22 protein-coding genes and 1 tRNA gene are annotated in these 18,206 nt (G+C 67.8%); 9 read left to right on the top strand and 14 right to left on the bottom strand.

Annotated elements, in window-relative coordinates:
- Positions 1–19: 19 nt before the first annotated feature.
- Both OG395_RS32750 and OG395_RS32745 read right to left on the bottom strand, forming a co-directional pair.
- Positions 20–358 (bottom strand): GroES family chaperonin, encoded by a 339-nt coding sequence (locus OG395_RS32750; protein ID WP_030923137.1) that lies wholly within the window; start codon positions 356–358, stop codon positions 20–22.
- A gap of 54 nt (positions 359–412) precedes the next feature.
- Positions 413–733, bottom strand: coding sequence for a DUF3618 domain-containing protein (locus OG395_RS32745; protein WP_327246126.1), 321 nt, complete (start codon positions 731–733; stop codon positions 413–415).
- A 127-nt stretch (positions 734–860) separates the two neighbouring features.
- Here OG395_RS32745 and bcp point away from each other — a divergent pair, with 127 nt between their 5' ends.
- From bcp to OG395_RS32720, 5 genes are all read left to right on the top strand, one after another.
- A complete protein-coding gene (bcp, locus tag OG395_RS32740) occupies positions 861–1,328 on the top strand; it encodes a thioredoxin-dependent thiol peroxidase (RefSeq protein ID WP_327246125.1) in 468 nt (155 codons plus the stop codon).
- A gap of 113 nt (positions 1,329–1,441) precedes the next feature.
- Positions 1,442–2,938 (top strand): glycine betaine/L-proline transporter ProP, encoded by a 1,497-nt coding sequence (proP, locus tag OG395_RS32735; RefSeq protein ID WP_327246124.1) that lies wholly within the window; start codon positions 1,442–1,444, stop codon positions 2,936–2,938.
- Positions 2,939–3,099: 161 nt separating this feature from the next.
- Positions 3,100–3,720 (top strand): HNH endonuclease, encoded by a 621-nt coding sequence (locus OG395_RS32730; RefSeq protein ID WP_327246123.1) that lies wholly within the window; start codon positions 3,100–3,102, stop codon positions 3,718–3,720.
- 248 nt (positions 3,721–3,968) lie between these two features.
- Positions 3,969–4,553: an HNH endonuclease gene (locus OG395_RS32725; protein ID WP_327246122.1), complete on the top strand. Its 585-nt coding sequence runs from the start codon at positions 3,969–3,971 to the stop codon at positions 4,551–4,553.
- An 11-nt stretch (positions 4,554–4,564) separates the two neighbouring features.
- A tRNA-Leu gene (locus OG395_RS32720) sits at positions 4,565–4,639 on the top strand.
- A gap of 52 nt (positions 4,640–4,691) precedes the next feature.
- Here the strand turns inward: OG395_RS32720 and rdgB are convergent.
- The 4 genes from rdgB to OG395_RS32700 form a co-directional block, all read right to left on the bottom strand.
- Positions 4,692–5,294 carry an RdgB/HAM1 family non-canonical purine NTP pyrophosphatase gene (gene rdgB / locus OG395_RS32715; RefSeq protein WP_327246121.1) on the bottom strand — a complete coding sequence of 201 codons (603 nt, stop codon included), beginning with the start codon at positions 5,292–5,294 and terminating at the stop codon, positions 4,692–4,694.
- A gap of 34 nt (positions 5,295–5,328) precedes the next feature.
- Positions 5,329–5,721, bottom strand: a complete 393-nt coding sequence (locus tag OG395_RS32710; RefSeq protein ID WP_037692522.1) for a hypothetical protein — start codon at positions 5,719–5,721, stop codon at positions 5,329–5,331.
- 102 nt (positions 5,722–5,823) lie between these two features.
- Entirely contained in the window at positions 5,824–6,561 is a 738-nt protein-coding gene (gene rph, locus OG395_RS32705) for a ribonuclease PH (RefSeq protein ID WP_266985172.1), read from the bottom strand.
- Between the two features lie 160 nt (positions 6,562–6,721).
- Positions 6,722–6,955 (bottom strand): glucose PTS transporter subunit EIIB, encoded by a 234-nt coding sequence (locus OG395_RS32700; RefSeq protein ID WP_037692518.1) that lies wholly within the window; start codon positions 6,953–6,955, stop codon positions 6,722–6,724.
- Between the two features lie 222 nt (positions 6,956–7,177).
- On the opposite strand from OG395_RS32700, the gene OG395_RS32695 reads away from it, so the two are divergent.
- A complete protein-coding gene (locus OG395_RS32695; protein ID WP_327246120.1) occupies positions 7,178–8,488 on the top strand; it encodes a PTS transporter subunit EIIC in 1,311 nt (436 codons plus the stop codon).
- Between the two features lie 260 nt (positions 8,489–8,748).
- Positions 8,749–10,014 (top strand): PTS transporter subunit EIIC, encoded by a 1,266-nt coding sequence (locus OG395_RS32690; protein WP_327246119.1) that lies wholly within the window; start codon positions 8,749–8,751, stop codon positions 10,012–10,014.
- A gap of 113 nt (positions 10,015–10,127) precedes the next feature.
- Here the strand turns inward: OG395_RS32690 and OG395_RS32685 are convergent, their stop codons facing one another.
- Positions 10,128–11,186 carry an IS630 family transposase gene (locus OG395_RS32685; RefSeq protein WP_327241115.1) on the bottom strand — a complete coding sequence of 353 codons (1,059 nt, stop codon included), beginning with the start codon at positions 11,184–11,186 and terminating at the stop codon, positions 10,128–10,130.
- Between the two features lie 104 nt (positions 11,187–11,290).
- On the opposite strand from OG395_RS32685, the gene OG395_RS32680 reads away from it, so the two are divergent.
- Positions 11,291–11,911 (top strand): plasmid pRiA4b ORF-3 family protein, encoded by a 621-nt coding sequence (locus OG395_RS32680; RefSeq protein WP_327241116.1) that lies wholly within the window; start codon positions 11,291–11,293, stop codon positions 11,909–11,911.
- Positions 11,912–12,010: 99 nt separating this feature from the next.
- Here OG395_RS32680 and OG395_RS32675 read toward each other — a convergent pair whose 3' ends face one another.
- Entirely contained in the window at positions 12,011–12,763 is a 753-nt protein-coding gene (locus tag OG395_RS32675) for an MBL fold metallo-hydrolase (RefSeq protein ID WP_266985165.1), read from the bottom strand.
- A gap of 183 nt (positions 12,764–12,946) precedes the next feature.
- Between OG395_RS32675 and OG395_RS32670 the strand changes: the two genes are divergently transcribed.
- The gene (locus OG395_RS32670; protein ID WP_327246118.1) at positions 12,947–13,426 is read left to right on the top strand and encodes a type II toxin-antitoxin system PemK/MazF family toxin; all 480 of its coding nucleotides are present in this window, start codon (positions 12,947–12,949) and stop codon (positions 13,424–13,426) included.
- Between the two features lie 86 nt (positions 13,427–13,512).
- Here the strand turns inward: OG395_RS32670 and OG395_RS32665 are convergent, their stop codons facing one another.
- The 6 genes from OG395_RS32665 to OG395_RS32640 all read right to left on the bottom strand — a co-directional run bounded on the left by OG395_RS32665 (position 13,513) and on the right by OG395_RS32640 (position 18,172).
- Positions 13,513–14,463 (bottom strand): PLP-dependent cysteine synthase family protein, encoded by a 951-nt coding sequence (locus OG395_RS32665; protein ID WP_327246117.1) that lies wholly within the window; start codon positions 14,461–14,463, stop codon positions 13,513–13,515.
- Positions 14,463–14,741, bottom strand: a complete 279-nt coding sequence (locus OG395_RS32660) for a MoaD/ThiS family protein (RefSeq protein ID WP_037692508.1) — start codon at positions 14,739–14,741, stop codon at positions 14,463–14,465. Before OG395_RS32660 ends, OG395_RS32665 begins: the two co-directional genes overlap by 1 nt.
- 102 nt (positions 14,742–14,843) lie before the next feature.
- On the bottom strand, positions 14,844–14,969 hold the full coding sequence (locus OG395_RS32655; protein ID WP_327246116.1) for a putative leader peptide: 126 nt from the start codon (positions 14,967–14,969) through the stop codon (positions 14,844–14,846).
- 144 nt (positions 14,970–15,113) lie between these two features.
- Positions 15,114–15,545, bottom strand: a complete 432-nt coding sequence (locus OG395_RS32650) for a M67 family metallopeptidase (protein ID WP_266985157.1) — start codon at positions 15,543–15,545, stop codon at positions 15,114–15,116.
- A 78-nt stretch (positions 15,546–15,623) separates the two neighbouring features.
- The gene (locus tag OG395_RS32645) at positions 15,624–17,066 is read right to left on the bottom strand and encodes an amino acid permease (protein ID WP_327246115.1); all 1,443 of its coding nucleotides are present in this window, start codon (positions 17,064–17,066) and stop codon (positions 15,624–15,626) included.
- Between the two features lie 524 nt (positions 17,067–17,590).
- Entirely contained in the window at positions 17,591–18,172 is a 582-nt protein-coding gene (locus OG395_RS32640) for a DUF2017 domain-containing protein (RefSeq protein WP_327246114.1), read from the bottom strand.
- Between the last annotated feature and the right edge of the window lie 34 nt (positions 18,173–18,206).

Genomic DNA, 18,206 nt, shown 5'->3' with positions numbered 1-18,206 from the left:
CGTCCCGCAGGAAACAGAGCTACAGATACAGCCCGGTCGAATCCACCGAACCCTCGAACCGGTCCGCCGCCACCGCATGCAGATCCCGCTCCCGCATCAGCACGTACGCCACACCCCGCACCTCGACCTCGGCACGGTCCTCCGGGTCGTACAGCACCCGGTCGCCCGGCTCCACCGTCCGCACATTCTGGCCGACCGCAACCACCACGGCCCAGGCCAGCCGGCGCCCCACCGCAGCAGTCGCCGGAATCAGAATGCCGCCGCCCGAACGCCGCTCGCCCTCAGGCGTATCGGACCGGACCAGCACGCGGTCATGCAGCATGCGAATGGGCAGCTTGTCGTCGGTGTTCTCGCTCACGACCCGAAACCTACCTGCCCGCAGCCGTCCCGCACGCCCCCGGGGTCAGCCTTCTCAGCGCTTCTTGCGCCGCACCGACACCACGACCAGCCCCATCACACCGACCGCCAGCAACGCCGCCGGAACCACCCGCTCCAGACGCGGCGCGCCATCCTCCGACACAAACTGCGCCTTCACGTCCGACACCGTCCGATTCACCGCGACGAATGCCCGCCCGGCCGTCCGGTCCACGGCCTCGGCAGCCTTGGCCTTCGCATCACCGATGATCGTCTTCGGGTGCATCCGCACCCCGATCTCATCGAGCACCACCGCAAGCTGCTCACGCCTGCTGATGATGTCCGCCTCGATCTGCGCAGGGGTCCTGGCATCCGACACTGCGCCGCCTCCGTGATCCTCGTCCGGTAAACCTTCATCGACAGTCTGTCAGCTCGACCGCCCGCACACCCGACGGCACCCCTATTACGCTCGGTCCCGTACACCGCACACGCCCCTGAGGAGAACCATGAGCGAGCGACTCCAGCCCGGCGACACCGCCCCCGCCTTCACCCTCCCCGACGCCGACGGCAACGACATCTCGCTCGCCGACCACAAGGGCCGCAAAGTCATCGTCTACTTCTACCCGGCCGCCCTCACCCCCGGCTGCACCAAGCAGGCGTGCGACTTCACGGACAACCTGGAGCTGCTGACCGGCGCCGGATACGACGTCATCGGCGTCTCCCCCGACAAGCCCGAGAAGCTCGCCAAGTTCCGCGAGAAGGAAAACCTCGAGGTCACACTGGTCGGCGACCCGTCCAAGGAGACCCTCCAGGCCTACGGCGCATTCGGCGAGAAGAAGCTCTACGGCAAAACGGTGACGGGCGTCATCCGCTCCACGATCATCGTCGACGAGAAGGGCAAGGTCGAACGCGCCCTCTACAACGTCAAGGCAACCGGCCACGTAGCCAAGATCATCAAGGACCTCGGCATCTGACCACCACCACGCCCCAGTGACGGGCGTCACATTTCCACTCCCCACCGGTTTGCGACCGCCATGACCGCGCAGAAGCCTTTCCTGGAACACCCCACCGAGGAAAGGACCCGGCCATGGCGGCCTCCGACCTTCAGCAGGTGGCCGACCCGGAAGCGGTCAAACGCCACCCCACCCTCTTCCGCGCCATCCGGCAGCGGAAGAACCCCAGGCTGCGCCGGTCCGACATCACCGTCACCGACGACCAGGCAGTCAAGCGGGCGGTGAAGGCGGCCTCCCTCGGCAACGCCATGGAGTGGTTCGACTTCGGCATCTACTCCTACCTGGCCGTCAATCTGGGGCACGTCTTCTTCCCGTCCGGGAACGACACCACCCAGCTGCTCTCGTCGTTCGCCACCTTCGCGGTCGCCTTCCTGGTGCGCCCGCTCGGCGGAATGTTCTTCGGCCCCATGGGCGACCGGATCGGCCGCAAGAAGGTCCTCGCCCTCACCATGATCATGATGGCGGTCGGCACCTTCGCCATCGGCGTCATCCCGTCCCACGCCTCGATCGGCCTCTGGGCACCCGCCCTGCTGATCTTCTTCCGGCTGATCCAGGGCTTCTCCACCGGCGGGGAGTACGGCGGCGCCTCCACCTTCATCGCCGAGTACGCCCCGGACAAGCGCCGCGGCTACTTCGGCAGCTTCCTCGAATTCGGCACCCTGGCCGGCTACGTCGGCGCAGCCGGCCTCGTCACCGCACTCACCGCCGTCCTCGACACCCCCACCATGGAAGCCTGGGGCTGGCGCATCCCGTTCCTCGTCGCGGGCCCCCTCGGCCTGGTCGGCCTCTACCTCCGACTGCGCCTCGACGAGACCCCGGCCTTCCAGAAACTGGAGGGCGGCACCGCGCAGGCCTCCGAGGCCTCGGACGGCATCGAGACCACCGCCAAGGGCGACCTCGCGAAGATCTTCCGGCAGTACTGGCCGACGCTGATCCTCTGCATAGCCCTGGTCGGCGCGTACAACATCACCGACTACATGCTGCTGTCGTACATGCCGACGTACCTCTCCGACGAACTCGGCTACAGCGAGACCCACGGCCTGCTCGTCCTGCTCGCCGTCATGGTCGCCCTGATGCTGATCATCAGTCAGGTCGGCAAGCTCTCCGACCGCTTCGGCCGCAAGCCGCTGCTGATGGCGGGAATGCTGGGCTTCCTCTGCCTCTCGCTCCCCTCCTTCCTGCTGATCCGCCAGGGCGGCATCCCGGCCATCACGATCGGCATGGTGATGCTGGGCCTCTCCCTGGTCTGCATGCTCGGCACGATGTCCGCCGCACTCCCGGCCCTCTTCCCCACCCAGGTCCGCTACGGCTCCCTGTCGGTCGGCTACAACCTCTCGGCCTCGCTCTTCGGTGGTACGACCCCGCTGGTGATCACGGCACTGATCAGCTGGAGCGGTACGAACCTGATGCCGGCCTACTACGCGATGGCGGCGGCCCTGGTCGGCGTGATCGCGGTGGCCTGCATGAAGGAGACGGCCCAGCAGCCACTGGACGGCTCGCCGCCTTCGGTGGAGACCAAGGCGGAGGCGGCGCGGCTGTGCGCGGCACAGACTCCCGAGCCGAAGTTCTGAACCCGGACCCCTGACCCCGTCCCCGGGAATGGCCCGCCCCGCTTCAGCCGAAGCGGGGCGGGCCGTTCCATATCTCACCGCATTTCGGACGTGACCATCCGATAAGCGGTTCATTGCTCCGTACGAGACCGCGAACGTGCGGTCGGGAACGGAGGGGATCGATGGCGGTTCGATACACCCGTGAGCTGCTCGAAGAGGCAGCACGTGAAACGGACAACTTCAGCGACGCGGTCCGGTGGTGCGGGGGCACTCCTACGGCGGGCAGCAGGCGCTACCTGCGCCAGAAGATGACAGAGGCGAAGATCGACACGTCGCACTTTCCGAAGACATGGGTGCGCTACACGGAGGAGGCTCTGAGGGAGGCGGTCGCAGCCTCATCCTCGGTCACGGAGGTGCTGCAGCGGCTGGGGATCAGCCCTGTGGGCGGCAGCCACACGCACATCAGCAGGCGGATCGCATCTCTGGGCATCGACGTATCCCACTTCGCAATGCGCCGAGGCCGACCCAAAGGCTCACGCGACGACCTGCTCGTGCTGGGCTCTCTGCAGGACGGGCGGATCGCCGGCGCACGGCTCCGTCGAGAACTCCTTCGGATCGGGATACCGGAACGCTGCACGGAGTGCGGCACGGACACCGTATGGAACGACAAACCACTGCGGCTTGAGGTCGATCACAGGAACGGCAACTGGTGGGACAACCGACCGGGGAACCTGCGGTTCCTCTGCCCCAACTGCCACTCTGCGACGGACACTTATCGCGGTCGGAGGCGGAGGGCGGCGTGAGCGCTCCCACGTACACGCGCGACCGATTGGCAGCGGCCGCTGCCGAGTCATCCAGCATGGTGGATCTGATGCGCAGACTCGGCGCCACACTCGGCAGCGGATCGCGCGGCTACCTGAACCGGCGACTGCGGCACTACGGCATAGACACGTCCCATTTCCGCGAGGAACCACTGCCGGAGCGAGAACGCCGCTCGTACTCGAAAGACCTTCTCGCCAAGGCTGCGGCACACTCCCACAGCATCCGGGAAGTGCTGGAGTACATGGACCTTCCACCCCGGGACAGCCCGTACGGCCATATCCGCAAGAAGCTCGATCAGTACGGCATCGACACCTCTCATTTCACGCGTGGCCGCCGATATGGAGCAGGCATCCTGGCCCGAGACGATCTGGTGGCGGCCGTGGAGGCATCATTCAGCCTCGCCGGCACGCTCAGGCTTCTCGGTCGTGTCGACAACGGCGCCGGTCGTGCTCTCGTGAAGCGGAGCATCGAAGCGCACGGCATTTCAACCGAACACTTCACAGGGCAAGGCCACTTCCTCGGGTCCTCTTCTCCCAACCGTAAGCCTGCACAGGAGATACTGAGGCGGCTCGACCCACCCTCACCCCGGACAAGGACCGCATTTCTGCGACGTGCGCTTGATGATCTGGGTGTCCCGCACAAGTGCGCTGCGTGCGGCATCGACGATCTCTGGTGGGGCAAGCGCCTGATCCTGGAGATCGACCACATCAACGGCGACCCGATCGACAACCGCCGCGAGAACCTGCGATACCTGTGTCCGTCCTGCCACAGCCAGACCGAATCCTTCTCGAACCGACGTGGCCGCGCACAGTAGAGTGGGCGCGCGGGTCCGTACCCCAGCTGGCCAGAGGGCGCCGGTTTAGGTCCGGTGTGTCGTGGGTTCGAATCCCACCGGGCCCACAGGCAAGAAGTGGTCGCCACCTCCCTTTCGAAGGTGGCGACCATTTGCATGTCACCCCACCAGCTCCCGCACCACCGGCACCAGCGCCCGGAACGCCTTCCCCCGGTGGCTGATCGCGTTCTTCTCCGCCGGGGTCAGCTCCGCGCAGGTCCGGGTCATGCCCTCCGGCTGCAGGATCGGGTCGTAGCCGAAGCCGTTCGTGCCGGCCGGGGTGTGACGGAGGGTGCCCAGGAGGCGGCCCTCGACCACGCGTTCCGTGCCGTCCGGGAGGGCGAGGGCCGCCGCGCAGGCGAAGTGGGCGGCGCGGTGGGCGTCGTCGATGTCGGAGAGCTGGGCCAGCAGCAGGTCCAGGTTGGCGCGGTCGTTGCCGTGGGCGCCGGCCCAGCGGGCCGAGAAGATGCCGGGGGCGCCGCCGAGTACGTCGACGCAGAGGCCGGAGTCGTCGGCGATCGCGGGGTGGCCGGTGGCCTGGGCGAGAGCGTGGGCCTTGAGGAGGGCGTTCTCGGCGAAGGTGACGCCGGTCTCCTTGACGTCGGGGATCTCGGGGTACGCGTCCGCGCCGACGAGTTCGTGGGTGAGCCCTGCGTCGGCGAGGATCGCGTGGAGTTCGGTGATTTTCCCGGCGTTGCGGGTGGCGAGGATCAGGCGGGTCATGTGCCGATTATCGCGGGGTGCCGGGCGGGGTCCGCTATGAGGTGCAGACGTTGCCGATCTCCTTGGCGGCGTCGGTGACCGGGGTGATGTCCGGGGTGGCGTCGCCCTTGTCGATGGCGTCGCGGACGTTCTTGACGCCGGCCTGAAGGTCGTCGACGGCCTTGGAGAGGTCGGCGTTGTCCGTCTTGTCGCCGAGGTTGCCGAGTTCCTTGTCTATCTCGTCGAGGGCCTCGGATGCCTGGGTGGGATCGTTCGAGGCGTTGGAGACGGCCTGTTGGAGGTTGTCGACGCTGGTGGCTATGGCGTCGGCGGTACGGACGCAGTCGAGGGCCTTGTCGACGGCGCCGCAGCCGGCCGCGGCGGTGAGGGTGAGAGCGGTCAGGGTCAGCGCGACGGTGATGCGGCGGTGGCGGGTGGCCTTGGCCATGGTGCGGTTCCTCCCCGGGTGCGGATACGCGGACGGACGCACGGTTCGACCCGTGCGTCCGTACCTGTATCGACGCTCTGTGGTGCGTACTTGGTTGCTTCTTTACTCGCCGAGCGTGCGAGCGAGGGCCGCCTGCTGGATGGCATTGAGGTCGACGCAGCCGCTGGTGGCGAGGTCGAGGAGAGCGTTCAGTTCCTTGCGGTCGAAGGGCTCGGCCTCGGCGGTGCCCTGGACCTCGACGAAACGGCCGTCGCCGGTGCAGACGACGTTCATGTCGGTCTCGGCGCGGACGTCTTCCTCGTAGCAGAGGTCGAGAAGCGGCGTGCCGTCGACGATGCCGACGCTGACGGCGGAGACGGTGCCGATCAGCGGCTTGCGGCCGTGCTTGATGAGCTTCTTGCCCTGGGCCCAGGTGATGGCGTCGGCGAGGGCGACGTACGCACCGGTGATGGCGGCGGTTCGGGTGCCGCCGTCGGCCTGGAGGACGTCGCAGTCGAGGACGACGGTGTTCTCGCCGAGCGCCTTGTAGTCGATCACCGCGCGCAGGGACCGGCCGATGAGGCGGCTGATCTCGTGGGTACGGCCGCCGATCTTGCCGCGTACGGCTTCGCGGTCGCCGCGGGTGTTGGTGGAGCGGGGCAGCATGGAGTATTCGGCGGTGACCCAGCCTTCGCCGCTGCCCTTGCGCCAGCGCGGGACGCCCTCGGTGAAGGAGGCGGTGCAGAAGACCTTGGTGTCGCCGAAGGAGATGAGGACTGAGCCTTCGGCGTGCTTGCTCCATCCGCGTTCGATGGTGATGGGGCGGAGCTCTTCGGGGGTGCGGCCGTCGATACGAGACATGGCGTCGAGCCTATCGGCTGGGCCGTTGGCGCCGGTCGGGGTGTGCCGGGGGCCGGCCGGGGGGTGCAGCGGGAGGCTGGTGGGGGTTGTGCCGCAGGCCCCGTTCCGATGGGATCGGGGCCTGTGGGGTGCGGAGCCGGGCCGGCTCAGCGAGTGGTCGTCACATCATGTCTTCGATGTCGGCGGCGATGGGGTCGGCGTCGGTGCCGATGACGACCTGGATCGCGGTGCCCATCTTGACGACGCCGTGGGCCCCGGCGGCCTTGAGCGCGGCTTCGTCGACCTTGCTCGGGTCGATGACCTCGGTGCGGAGGCGGGTGATGCAGCCTTCGATCTCTTCGATGTTGTCGATCCCGCCGAGCCCGGCGACGATCTTCTCAGCCTTGCTGGCCATGTGGTTCTCCCTGGTTCTTCACGTCCGGTGCCGGCCCACCATGGGTCCGTTTCGTCACGGTAACGCACGGTTGGCCCAACTTCGCGAGCGGGCAACCTGATCATCACCAATGATGACGATCACCGGCGCCCTGTCCTCCGGGCGGGTTACGCACCGTACCGCAACTGGTCTACACCACTTCGCGGCGACCGCCAAACGTGGTCTGTTTCCGGGAGGATGCCGATGAGCTCGAGCAGCGCCACAGCGCCACGGAGAATGTGGTGGCACGGCTTCTTCCAGGGCCTCCAGAAAATGGGACGCAGTCTCCAGCTCCCGATCGCGGTGCTGCCGGCGGCCGGCATTCTCAACCGGCTCGGCCAGCCGGACGTGTTCGGCGACGAAGGGCTCGGCTGGAACAACGTCGCCAAGGTCTTCGCCGCTGCCGGTGGTGCGCTCCTCGACTCCGGTCTCGGGCTGCCGTTGTTGTTCTGCGTCGGTGTCGCGATCGGTATGGCGAAGAAGTCGGACGGTTCGACGGCGCTCGCGGCGGTGACCGGCTTCCTCGTCTACTACGCGGTGCTGCACGCCTTCCCGGTGGACTGCGCACCGGGTTCCACCTTCACCTCGGGCGGCACCTGGTTCGGCACCTGTGTCACCGGCAACGCGAAGGTGACGGCCGCCGAGTACCAGAACCCCGGGGTCTTCGGGGGCATCGTGATGGGCCTGTTGTCCGCGTGGTTCTGGCAGCGGTACCACCGGGTCAAGCTGGTCGACTGGCTGGGCTTCTTCAACGGCCGTCGGCTCGTGCCGATCATCATGGCATTCGTCGGGCTGCTCTTCGCGGCCCTGTGCGCCTGGCTGTGGCAGCCGATCGGGGACGGTCTGACCAGCTTCTCCAAGTGGCTGACCGATCTGAACTGGCTGGGCTCCGGCATCTTCGGCGTCGCCAACCGCGCACTGCTGGTCGTCGGCCTGCACCAGTTCCTGAACACGTTCGTCTGGTTCCAGTTCGGTGACTTCACCAAGCCGGACGGGACGGTCGTGCACGGTGACATCAACCGGTTCCTGGCGGGCGACCCGACGGCCGGGCAGTTCACCACGGGCTTCTTCCCGATCATGATGTTCGCGCTCCCGGCCGCGGCGCTGGCGATCTACCACTGCGCCAAACCGCATCGCCGGAAGGCGGTCGGCGGCATGATGCTCTCGGTCGGCCTGACGTCGTTCGTGACGGGTATCACCGAGCCGATCGAGTACTCGTTCCTCTTCGTCGCCCCGCTTCTGTATGTGATCCACGCGGTGCTCACCGGTGTCTCGATGGCGGTGAGCTGGGGGCTCGGCGTGAAGGACGGCTTCAGCTTCTCGGCGGGCCTGATCGACTACGTCATCAACTGGAGTCTGGCGACGAAACCGTGGCTGATCATTCCGATCGGCCTCTGCTTCGCAGTGGTGTATTACGTGATCTTCCGCCTCGCCATCACCGGATTCAACCTCCAGACCCCCGGGCGCGAGCCCGACGAACTGGAGGCGGAGATCGAAAAGGACCTCGTCAAATAGCTGTCCGGCCGGACTCCGCGCCCGGTCGGCAAAGGCCCTCGGACCTCACGGTCCGGGGGTCTTCGTCATGTCACTGAATGTATCGATGAGCTACTGCGAAGTAGTCGACATTTGCAGGTTCCTTATACAACCCACACCGTGCTAAAACTGGTCTACACCACTGAGTGGTCCAGACCACGTGGCGCCCGTCACGTTTCTAGAGTCGTCGCCCCCAAAAAGATCCCTGTTCCCGGCGGCGCCTTGTCCCATGGAGGAAGTTGATGACCACGGCGAGCGCCGCCCCCGCGGCCACCAAGAAGAAGGGCGCGGCCGTGATGGCTGTCATGCAGCGCATCGGCCGCAGCCTCATGCTGCCCGTCGCGGTGCTGCCGGCGGCCGCCCTGCTGGTCCGGCTCGGCAACGCGGACATGCTCGGCCGCGACTCGTTCCCGACCTTCATCACGAAGCTCGCCGGCTACATGGCAGCCGGCGGCGGGGCCATTCTCGACAACATGGCGCTGCTGTTCGCCGTCGGTATCGCGATCGGCTTCGCCAAGAAGTCGGACGGTTCGACGGCCCTGGCCGCCGTCACCGGCTACCTGGTCTTCCAGAAGGTGCTCGCCACCTTCACCGACAGCAACCTGCCCCAGGTCGCGAGCGTGGTGGACGGCAAGGTCGTCATGAACGACGCACCGGTCAACGCCGGCGTGCTCGGCGGTGTCGTGATCGGCATAGTCGTGGCCCTGCTCTACCAGAAGTTCTACCGGACGAAGCTGCCCGACTGGGCGGGCTTCTTCAGCGGCCGCCGCCTGGTCCCGATCCTTTCCGCCTTCGCGGGTCTGGTCATCGGCATCGTCTTCGGTCTGATCTGGCCCGTCCTCGGCACCGGTCTTCACAACTTCGGTGAGTGGCTGGTCGGTTCCGGCGCCGTCGGCGCGGGCATCTTCGGTGTCGCCAACCGTGCGCTGATCCCGGTCGGCATGCACCACCTGCTGAACTCGTTCCCGTGGTTCCAGGCGGGCGAGTACAACGGCGCCCACGGTGACATCGCCCGCTTCCTTGCCGGTGACCCGCAGGCCGGACAGTTCATGACCGGCTTCTTCCCGATCATGATGTTCGCCCTCCCGGCGGCCTGCCTCGCGATCGTTCACTGCGCCCGCCCGGAGCGCCGCAAGGTCGTCGGCGGCATGATGTTCTCCCTCGCGGCCACCGCGTTCGTCACCGGTGTGACCGAGCCGATCGAGTTCACCTTCATGTTCATCGCCCCGGTGCTGTACGCGATCCACGCGGTGCTCACCGGTGTGTCCATGGCGCTGACCTGGGCGCTCGGTATGAAGGACGGATTCGGGTTCTCGGCCGGAGCGGTCGACTTCTTCCTGAACCTCGGTATCGCGACGAAGCCGTGGATGCTGGTCCTGGTCGGCCTCTGCTTCGCGGTGGTCTACTACGCGGTCTTCCGCTTCGCGATCACCAAGTTCAACCTGCCGACCCCGGGCCGCGAGTCCGACGAGGAGCTCGCCGAGCTGCTCAAGGCGGAGGCGAAGTAGGTCCTCGCCCCGCCCGTACGTGCGACGGAGCCCCCACCTTCCCTGGGCGGAAGGTGGGGGCTCCGTCGCGCCTACCCGAGATCTAGTGCAGCGCCGCACTGATCCTGCGGGGGTCAGGTGGCCTTGAGTGGGGTGCCGTCGTAGGTCCATCGGAAGGGGCGGGCTTCCTTGTCGTAGGCGAGGGTGAACTCGCGGATCTGGTCGATGAGGTCCTGGCGTGAGGTGAACTCGCCTCGTCGCAGCAGTCGGCGGGCCAGGATCGAGAAGAAGATCTCGACCTGGTTCAACCATGAGGCGTGCTTGGGCGTGTGGTGGACGGTGAACCTCGGGTGGGCCGCGAGCCAGGCCCGCGTGGCCTTCGAGACGTGTGACGATCCGTTGTCGAGGACCAGATGGATCGCCAGGGCAGGGTCGATACTCCCGTCCAGCAGTCGCAGGAACCGGATGAAGGTGACGGAGTCGTTGCGGGCGATGTCCTCGACCAAGACCTGTCCGCTGTGCACGTCCAGGGCCGCGACGATGGACGCGGTGCCGTGGCGTCGGTACTCGAACTCGCGGCGCTCGGCATGGCCGGGCCGTACGGGCCTGGTGGGGTGGCGACGCGAGCGGGCCTGCATGGCGGTCTTCTCGTCCACGCTGAGCACGACCGACCCGGGCGGGCGATGCAGGTAGAGGGCGCACACCTCGGCGGCCTTGACGTGGAAGTCCGGGTCGTCGGGGCGGGTGAGCCAGCCGCGGACGAGGTGGGGTTTGAGGTCCAGGTCGGCCAGGATCCGCCCGACCTGGGAGGCGGAGATCTCGTGGGCAGCAAGGGACTTGGCGATCGACTTGTGGGTCCATTGACTGTCGGGGGCCGGTTTGGCGGAGGTGACCGTGGCGACGATCGCAAGGTGCACCTCGGGCCCGTACCGACGCGGGCGGCCCGGCCTCCTGCGGTCGTCCAGAGCGGCCATGCCCTCGTGGTGGAACCGCTTGCGCCAGCGTCGCACGGTGGCGATGTGTAACCGGTGGCTGCGAGCGATGGCCGCGTTGGAGACACCGTCGGCGGCGGCCAGGGCGACCTCGGCTCGCTGGATGCGCCGCAGCGGCGCGGTGCGCGAGCGGGCCAACTGCTCCAGAACCGCGCGCTGGCTCTTGTCCCAGACCACCGTGAACGGGCTGTGCGCTGGCATGACCCCACCCCTGGATTCGACGAGCGGCGGTCATTGTCGCGCGGACGAACGGGGTCAGCGGCGGACGGCCTCGCGGGAAGGGGGCCGGTGGCAGGATGACGGCCATGGCGAATACCAGGCGCGCGAAGCCGATCTCCCGCTCCCGGACGGCACCCGGAAAGGTCGTCCACAAGATCAAGGTCACCCTGCGTGGCTCCCGGCCCCCGGTCTGGCGCCGCCTGGAAGTGCCGTCGGGCACCACGCTGCAGCAGCTTCACCACCTCATCCAGGCGGCCTTCGGCTGGGAGGGCTACCACATGTGGGCCTTCGAGACCCCGCAGGACCGCTATGGAGTCGCCGACCGTGAGTTGGGGATCCGCAGCGCGGCATCCAAGCGACTTGACCAGGTCGCCCCGAGCGTCGGCGACAAGCTCAGCTACACCTACGACTTCGGCGACGACTGGGAGCACGACATCCTCGTCGAGGCCATCACCGACGCCGAAGCGGGTACCCCCTACCCACGCTGCCTCACCGGCCGCCGTGCCTGCCCGCCCGAGGACTGCGGCGGGATGTGGGGATACGAGTACCTCATCGAGATCCTCGCCGACCCCGGCCACGAAGAACACGACGAACGGCTCGAATGGCTCGGCCTCGACACCGCAGACCAGTTCGACCCCGCCGCCTTCGACCTGGCAGAGGTCAACAGCGCACTGTCCGGCTTCGCAGCCATCCTGATCGAGAACTGACGCTCCACCATGCAGCATCGATCGCCCCAGCCACCACGGCAGGGGCGATCCTGACCCTCGCAGGATCAGTGCGGCGCTGCACTAGTGCCGTGGCCGGCACTAGATCTCGTAGACCGCGCCCGGAACTGCAAGCTCCGCCGGTCCGCGGTAGATCGTGCGGGCGTCGGCCAGGTTCCGGTCCGCGTCCGTCCACGGCGGGATGTGGGTGAGGACGAGCCGTCCCACCTTCGCGCGTGCGGCGATCTCGCCTGCTTCGCGGCCGTTGAGGTGGAGGTCCGGAATGTCTTCCTTGCCGTAGACGAACGATGCTTCACAGAGGAACAGGTCGGCGCCCTCCGCAAGTTCGTCCAGCGCCTCGCAGGCACCGGTGTCGCCGGAGTACGCGAGGGTGCGGCCGCCGTGCTCGATGCGGATACCGAAGGCGTCGACGGGGTGGCAGACCTTCTCCGTGCGGACCGAGAAGGGGCCGATGTCGAACGAGCCGGGCTTCAGCGTGTGGAAGTCGAAGACCTCGCTCATGGACCGGTCGGACGGGGTGTCGGCGTGGGCGGTGGTCAGTCGCTGTTCGGTGCCGTCGGGGCCGTAGACCGGGATGGACGCGGGACGTCCGCCGTCGTGCCGGTAGTAGCGGACGACGAAGTACGCGCACATGTCGATGCAGTGATCGGCATGGAGATGGCTGAGGAAGATGGCGTCGAGGTCGTAGAGACCGACGTGGCGCTGCAGCTCACCGAGGGCGCCGTTGCCCATGTCGAGGAGCAGCCTGAAGCCGTCGGCCTCTACGAGGTAGCTCGAACATGCCGAACCCGTGGACGGGAACGAGCCGGAGCAGCCGACGACGGTGAGCTTCATGGAGCGTGAACCTCCGAGACGTGGGAGCGGGGAGGGTTCGTGCGATTTGTTGAGCGTAAGGCGCGAAACACCTGGTCGCTCCTCTGGGGCCTGCCGTTGTGGGCGAACTCACCTGCTCTGTCACCGGTTCGATGGAAGCGGGTGCGGAGAGCGGGCCGGCGGGGACGCCGGTACCGTCGGGGCATGGACATGTCCTGGTGGCCGGCTCTGGCCGTGGTCGTACTGCTCGCTCTCATTGCCGCGATCGCCGACGGGCGGGGGCGGGCCGGGCAGGGGCGTCAGCGCCCTGGTGGGCGTTCTGCGCGGCAGACGCGTCCGCCGGGCAGGCGGGAAGGACCGCGGGGGCGGCCGGAGCGGGCGCCGCGGCCGGGTGAGATCTGGTGGGCGGAGGTTCCGTACGAGGACGGGCCCGGGGCGAAGGACCGGCCCTGTCTGGTGCTCTCGGTGCGGGGCGGTGCGGCGCTCGTAGCGAAGATCACCAGCAAGCATCACGAGGAGCGGCCCGGGGTGATCGCGCTGCCGCCGGGTTCGGTGGGGGATGTGCAGGGGCGGGCGAGTTTCCTGGAGACGGACGAACTGCGGGATGTGGCGGTGCGGGGGTTCCGGCGGCGGGTGGGGACGGTGGACCCAGCGGTGTGGGAGCGGGTGCGCGGGATCGGGTGACGGTCGAAAAAAACTCGGCCGCCGGACCGGCTCGAATTCCAGCGGGTCCGGCGGCCGAGGACGGGACGGCACTCAGCGACTGGGTGTTACGCCCAGAGCTGGCCGTGCAGCGTTTCGATGGCCGCTTCCGTCGTGGGGGCCGTGTAGACGCCCGTCGACAGGTACTTCCAGCCGCCGTCGGCGACGACGAAGACGATGTCGGCCGTCTCCCCCGCCTTGACCGCCTTGGTTCCGACGCCGATCGCCGCGTGGAGTGCGGCGCCGGTGGAGACGCCCGCGAAGATGCCCTCCTGCTGGAGGAGTTCGCGGGTGCGGGTGACGGCATCGGCGGAGCCGACGGAGAAGCGGGTGGTGAGGACCGAGGCGTCGTAGAGCTCGGGGACGAAGCCCTCGTCGAGGTTGCGGAGGCCGTAGACGAGGTCGTCGTAGCGCGGCTCGGCGGCGACGATCTTGATGTCGGGCTTCTGTTCTCGCAGGTAGCGGCCCACACCCATGAGCGTGCCCGTGGTGCCGAGGCCCGCCACGAAGTGGGTGATGGAAGGCAGGTCGGCGAAGATCTCGGGGCCGGTGGTGGCGTAGTGGGCGCCGGCGTTGTCCGGGTTGCCGTACTGGTAGAGCATCACCCAGTCGGGGTGCTCGGCGGCCAGTTCCTTGGCGACGCGGACGGCTGTGTTGGAGCCGCCGGCCGCCGGGGAGGAGATGATCTCGGCGCCCCACATGGCGAGCAGGTCGCGCCGTTCCTGCGAGGTGTTCTCCGGCATGACGCAGACGATGCGGTAGCCCTTGAGCTTGGCCGCCATGGCCAGCGAGATGCCGGTGTTGCCGCTGGTGGGCTCCAGGATGGTGCAGCCGGGGGTCAACCGGCCGTCCTTCTCCGCCTGTTCGACCATGTGGAGCGCGGGGCGGTCCTTGATCGAGCCGGTGGGGTTGCGGTCCTCCAGCTTGGCCCAGATGCGGACGTCGTCCGACGGTGACAGCCGCGGCAGGCGGACGAGCGGGGTGTTGCCCACCGCGGCGAGCGGGCTGTCGTACCGCATCAGTTCATGCCGCCGGCGACGGCCGGGAGGATGGTGACGCTGTCGCCGTCGCTGAGCTTGGTGGAGATTCCGTCGAGGAAGCGGACGTCCTCGTCGTTGAGGTAGACGTTCACGAAGCGACGGAGCTGGTCGCCGTCGACGATGCGCTCACGGATGCCGTTGTGGCGGCTGTCGAGGTCCGTGAAGAGGTCGGCGAGGGTCTCTCCGTTGCCCTCGACGGCCTTGGCGCCGTCGGTGTAGGTGCGGAGGATGGTCGGGATGCGGACCTCGATGGCCATGGCGTGGGCTCCTGTCGAAAGCGGAGTGGTGGCGTGGGGCGCGCGGCTCTGCCCCCGCGCAGGGGTGGGGCGTGTGGACGGCGCTCGGGGCCGCGGCCCGGCTCAGGCGTTGCGGCCGGCGGGCAGGCAGCTCGTACAGATCGCGCTGGAGAGCCTGCACAGGTCGACGTGCAGGCGCGCGACGAGCAGCGTGCCCGGCGTCTTGTCGCTCACGTCTTGGGGAACCATGGGCTCATCGTATCGATTCCCGGTCCGGACTCCGGCATGTGATCTCACCTGGTGGATGGTGAGCGTTCGCCTGGTGGACGGTCGGGGTGGGGCGGGGAATCACGGCGGGCCGGGGACGGGGTTTCGCCCCCAGCCCGCTCGAGGTCAGGCGGGTTCGTACGCCTCGACGACCTCGACGTCCTCCTCGGTGATCACGCCGTCCACGATGCGGTACGAGCGGAACTGGAAGGGGCCCGCGTCGTCCGTGTCGGCGGTGGAGACGAGGACGTAGTGGGCGCCGGGCTCATTGGCGTACGTGATGTCGGTGCGCGAGGGGTACGCCTCGGTCGCCGTGTGCGAGTGGTAGATGATCACCGGCTCCTCGTCACGGTCGTCCATCTCGCGGTAGAGCTTCAGCAGGTCCGCGGAGTCGAACTCGTAGAACGTGGGCGAGCGGGCGGCGTTGAGCATGGGGATGAAGCGTTCGGCGCGGCCGGTTCCGGCCGGGCCCGCGACCACGCCGCACGCCTCGTCGGGGTGGTCCGCGCGGGAGTGCGCGACGATCCGGTCGTACAGCGCCTGGGTGATGGTCAGCATGGCGCCAGGATAAGCAGAGGGCCCCCGCGCGCCGAGGAGTGGTACGCGGGGGCCCGTATGCCGGACGGCCGGGTCGGGTCAGCGCTTGGCGAAGGCCGCGCTCTCGGGGTTACGGGCCTTGAGGACCAGGTAGGAGACAGCGAGGATCAGGGCCCAGAGCGGGGCGCAGTACAGCGAGATCCTGGCGTCCTTGTCGATGCCCATCATCACGATCACCATGCCGATGAAAGCGAGGGCGAAGACGCTGGTGTACGGGGCGCCGGGGGCCCGGAAGGTGGACTGCGGGATCACTCCGCGGTCGGCCAGGCGGCGGTAGCGGATCTGGCAGACGAGGATCATGATCCAGGCCCACATGCCGGAGATGGTGGCGAAGGAGACGACGTAGGTGAAGGCGTCTCCGGGCCACTGGTAGTTGATCCAGACGCCGACGAGCATGAGGGCGGCGGAGAAGGTGGTGCCGATGAGCGGGGTGCCGCTCCTGGTCAGCCGGGTGAAGAACTTCGGGCCCTGTCCGTTGAGCGCGAGGTCGCGCAGCATGCGGCCGGTGGAGTACATGCCGGAGTTGCAGGAGGAGAGGGCCGCGGTCAGGACGACGAAGTTGACGATGCCTGCACCGATGCCGAGGCCCATCTTCTGGAAGGCGGCGACGAACGGCGAGATGCCGGGCTGGAATTCCGTCCACGGGACGACGGCGAGGATCATGATGAGGGCGCCGACGTAGAAGACGGCGATGCGCCACGGCACGGTGTTGATGGCCTTGGGCAGGACGGTCTTCGGGTCCTTGGACTCGCCTGCGGTGACGCCGACGAGCTCGACGGCGAGGAAGGCGAACATCACGATCTGCAGGGTCATCAAGGTGCCCTTGATGCCGTGCGGGAAGAAGCCGCCGTCGGCCCACAGGTGGGTGACGGACGCGGTGTCGCCGGCGTCGGAGAAGCCGAGGGTGAGAATTCCGGCACAGATGAGGATCATGCCGACGATGGCAGTGACCTTGACCATCGAGAACCAGAATTCGAGTTCCCCGAAGAGCTTCACGGAGATCAGGTTCACGCCGTACAGGATGATCGTGAAGATCAGTGCGGACACCCATTGGGGAATGTCGAACCAGAACGTCATGTACTGGGCTGCCGCGGTGACTTCGGTGATTCCGGTGACAACCCAGAACAGCCAGTAGGTCCAGCCGGTGACAAATCCTGCGAAGGGGCCGACGAATTCGCGGGCGTACTCCGAGAACGATCCCGAGACCGGGCGGTACATGAGGAGTTCACCCAGGGCCCGCATGATGAAGAAGATCACCAGGCCTGCGATGGCATAGGCGAGGATGAGGCTGGGTCCCGCCTTGGCGATGGCTTTGCCCGCGCCGAGGAAAAGGCCGGTTCCGATGGCCCCGCCGATCGCGATCATCTGGATCTGGCGGGCGCCGAGGGCGCGCTGATAGCCCTCGCCCGAGGTGGTGGCATCCGCGGCTTCCGCGGCCTGCTGCGAGCCGCCTTGTCCCTTGTCGACCTGCGCCGATGTCATGTGTTGCGCCTTTCTCCACGCCGATCCGCGCCTGACGGCTGCGGATCAGGTCCTGATCCCCCCGGATATGGATGGAGTGCGACCGGCGGTCCGCCGGTTGTAGCGCCCCCGGGAACAGGGGTGGCGTCCCCGGGTGGTCGTGAAGATTTATCACGGAGCCACCGGTGGTCCACCGGACATTGTGTGGTGCACGCCACAGGAAAAAGCGGACAAGGGTTTCCAGCCGCTGCAAAAAAGGCCATTCAGGTGACGGGATCGTTATTTGGATTTGAGTATCCGTTGAGCGAACACCCCGGCCCGGCCCCAAGGGAAGGTAAAACCCGATCGAGGGAAGGCGGGTCGGTCACGGTGTCCGGTGCGGTGCATCGCCACGGGGCGGCCAGCGGGCGTCGGAGCACCCTCGCAGCGCAGCCGTGCGGGCGTTTCGGCAATACCGCGAATAGGCTCTCCCCCGTTCGAGCGAAGCAGAGCACGTGGGGAAGTGCCGGGCGTCGCGACCCCGGCCATGATCCGCCGGACAGCCCCTACGGCATCAGGGTCTCGACGAGCGTCTCCTGGAGCGCGCCCAGCCAGAGGTAGGCCATGACCATGGGCTTGCGCGGGTCGCTGTCGGGCAGCCGATAGAGCGAGCCCTCACCGCCCTCGTCCTCGTCGGAGACCTCCAGGCGGGTACCGATGGTGAGGCGGAGGTCGTTGAGGGCGCCGAGCCAGTGGCGGCATTCGTCGGCGCTGAGCGTGAGGACGGCGTTTTTCTCGCCGGACGGGAGTGCGTCGAGGGTGCGTACGACGGTGAGCGCGTCGTCGCGCTTGCGGGTGCGCAGGTCGTTCTCGGTGAAGCGGCGGAACTCGGCGGACGCGGCGCGCAGTTCGCTGTCCTCGTCGCCGTACGCCTCCGGGAAGAGGCGGGCCAGGGCCGGGTCGGTCGGCGGCTCGCTGGGCCCTTCGGCGAACAGGGCGGCGAGCGGGTCCTCGCCGTCGGCCGGTTCGTCGCCGGGTCCGATCAGTTCCAGCAGCTGGACGGCGAGGGAGCGCAGGATCGCGATCTCCACCTCGTCGAGCGCGACGGCCGCGCCGCCGCGGGGGGTGGCCTCGAAGTGGCCGGCCATGGGTCTTCTCCGATGGTGGGTCGGGCGGGGCAGA

The organism is Streptomyces sp. NBC_01320 (assembly GCF_035974375.1).
GTDB classification, from domain to species: domain Bacteria; phylum Actinomycetota; class Actinomycetes; order Streptomycetales; family Streptomycetaceae; genus Streptomyces; species Streptomyces yanii.
This window is presented reverse-complemented; position numbering and strand designations above follow the sequence as displayed.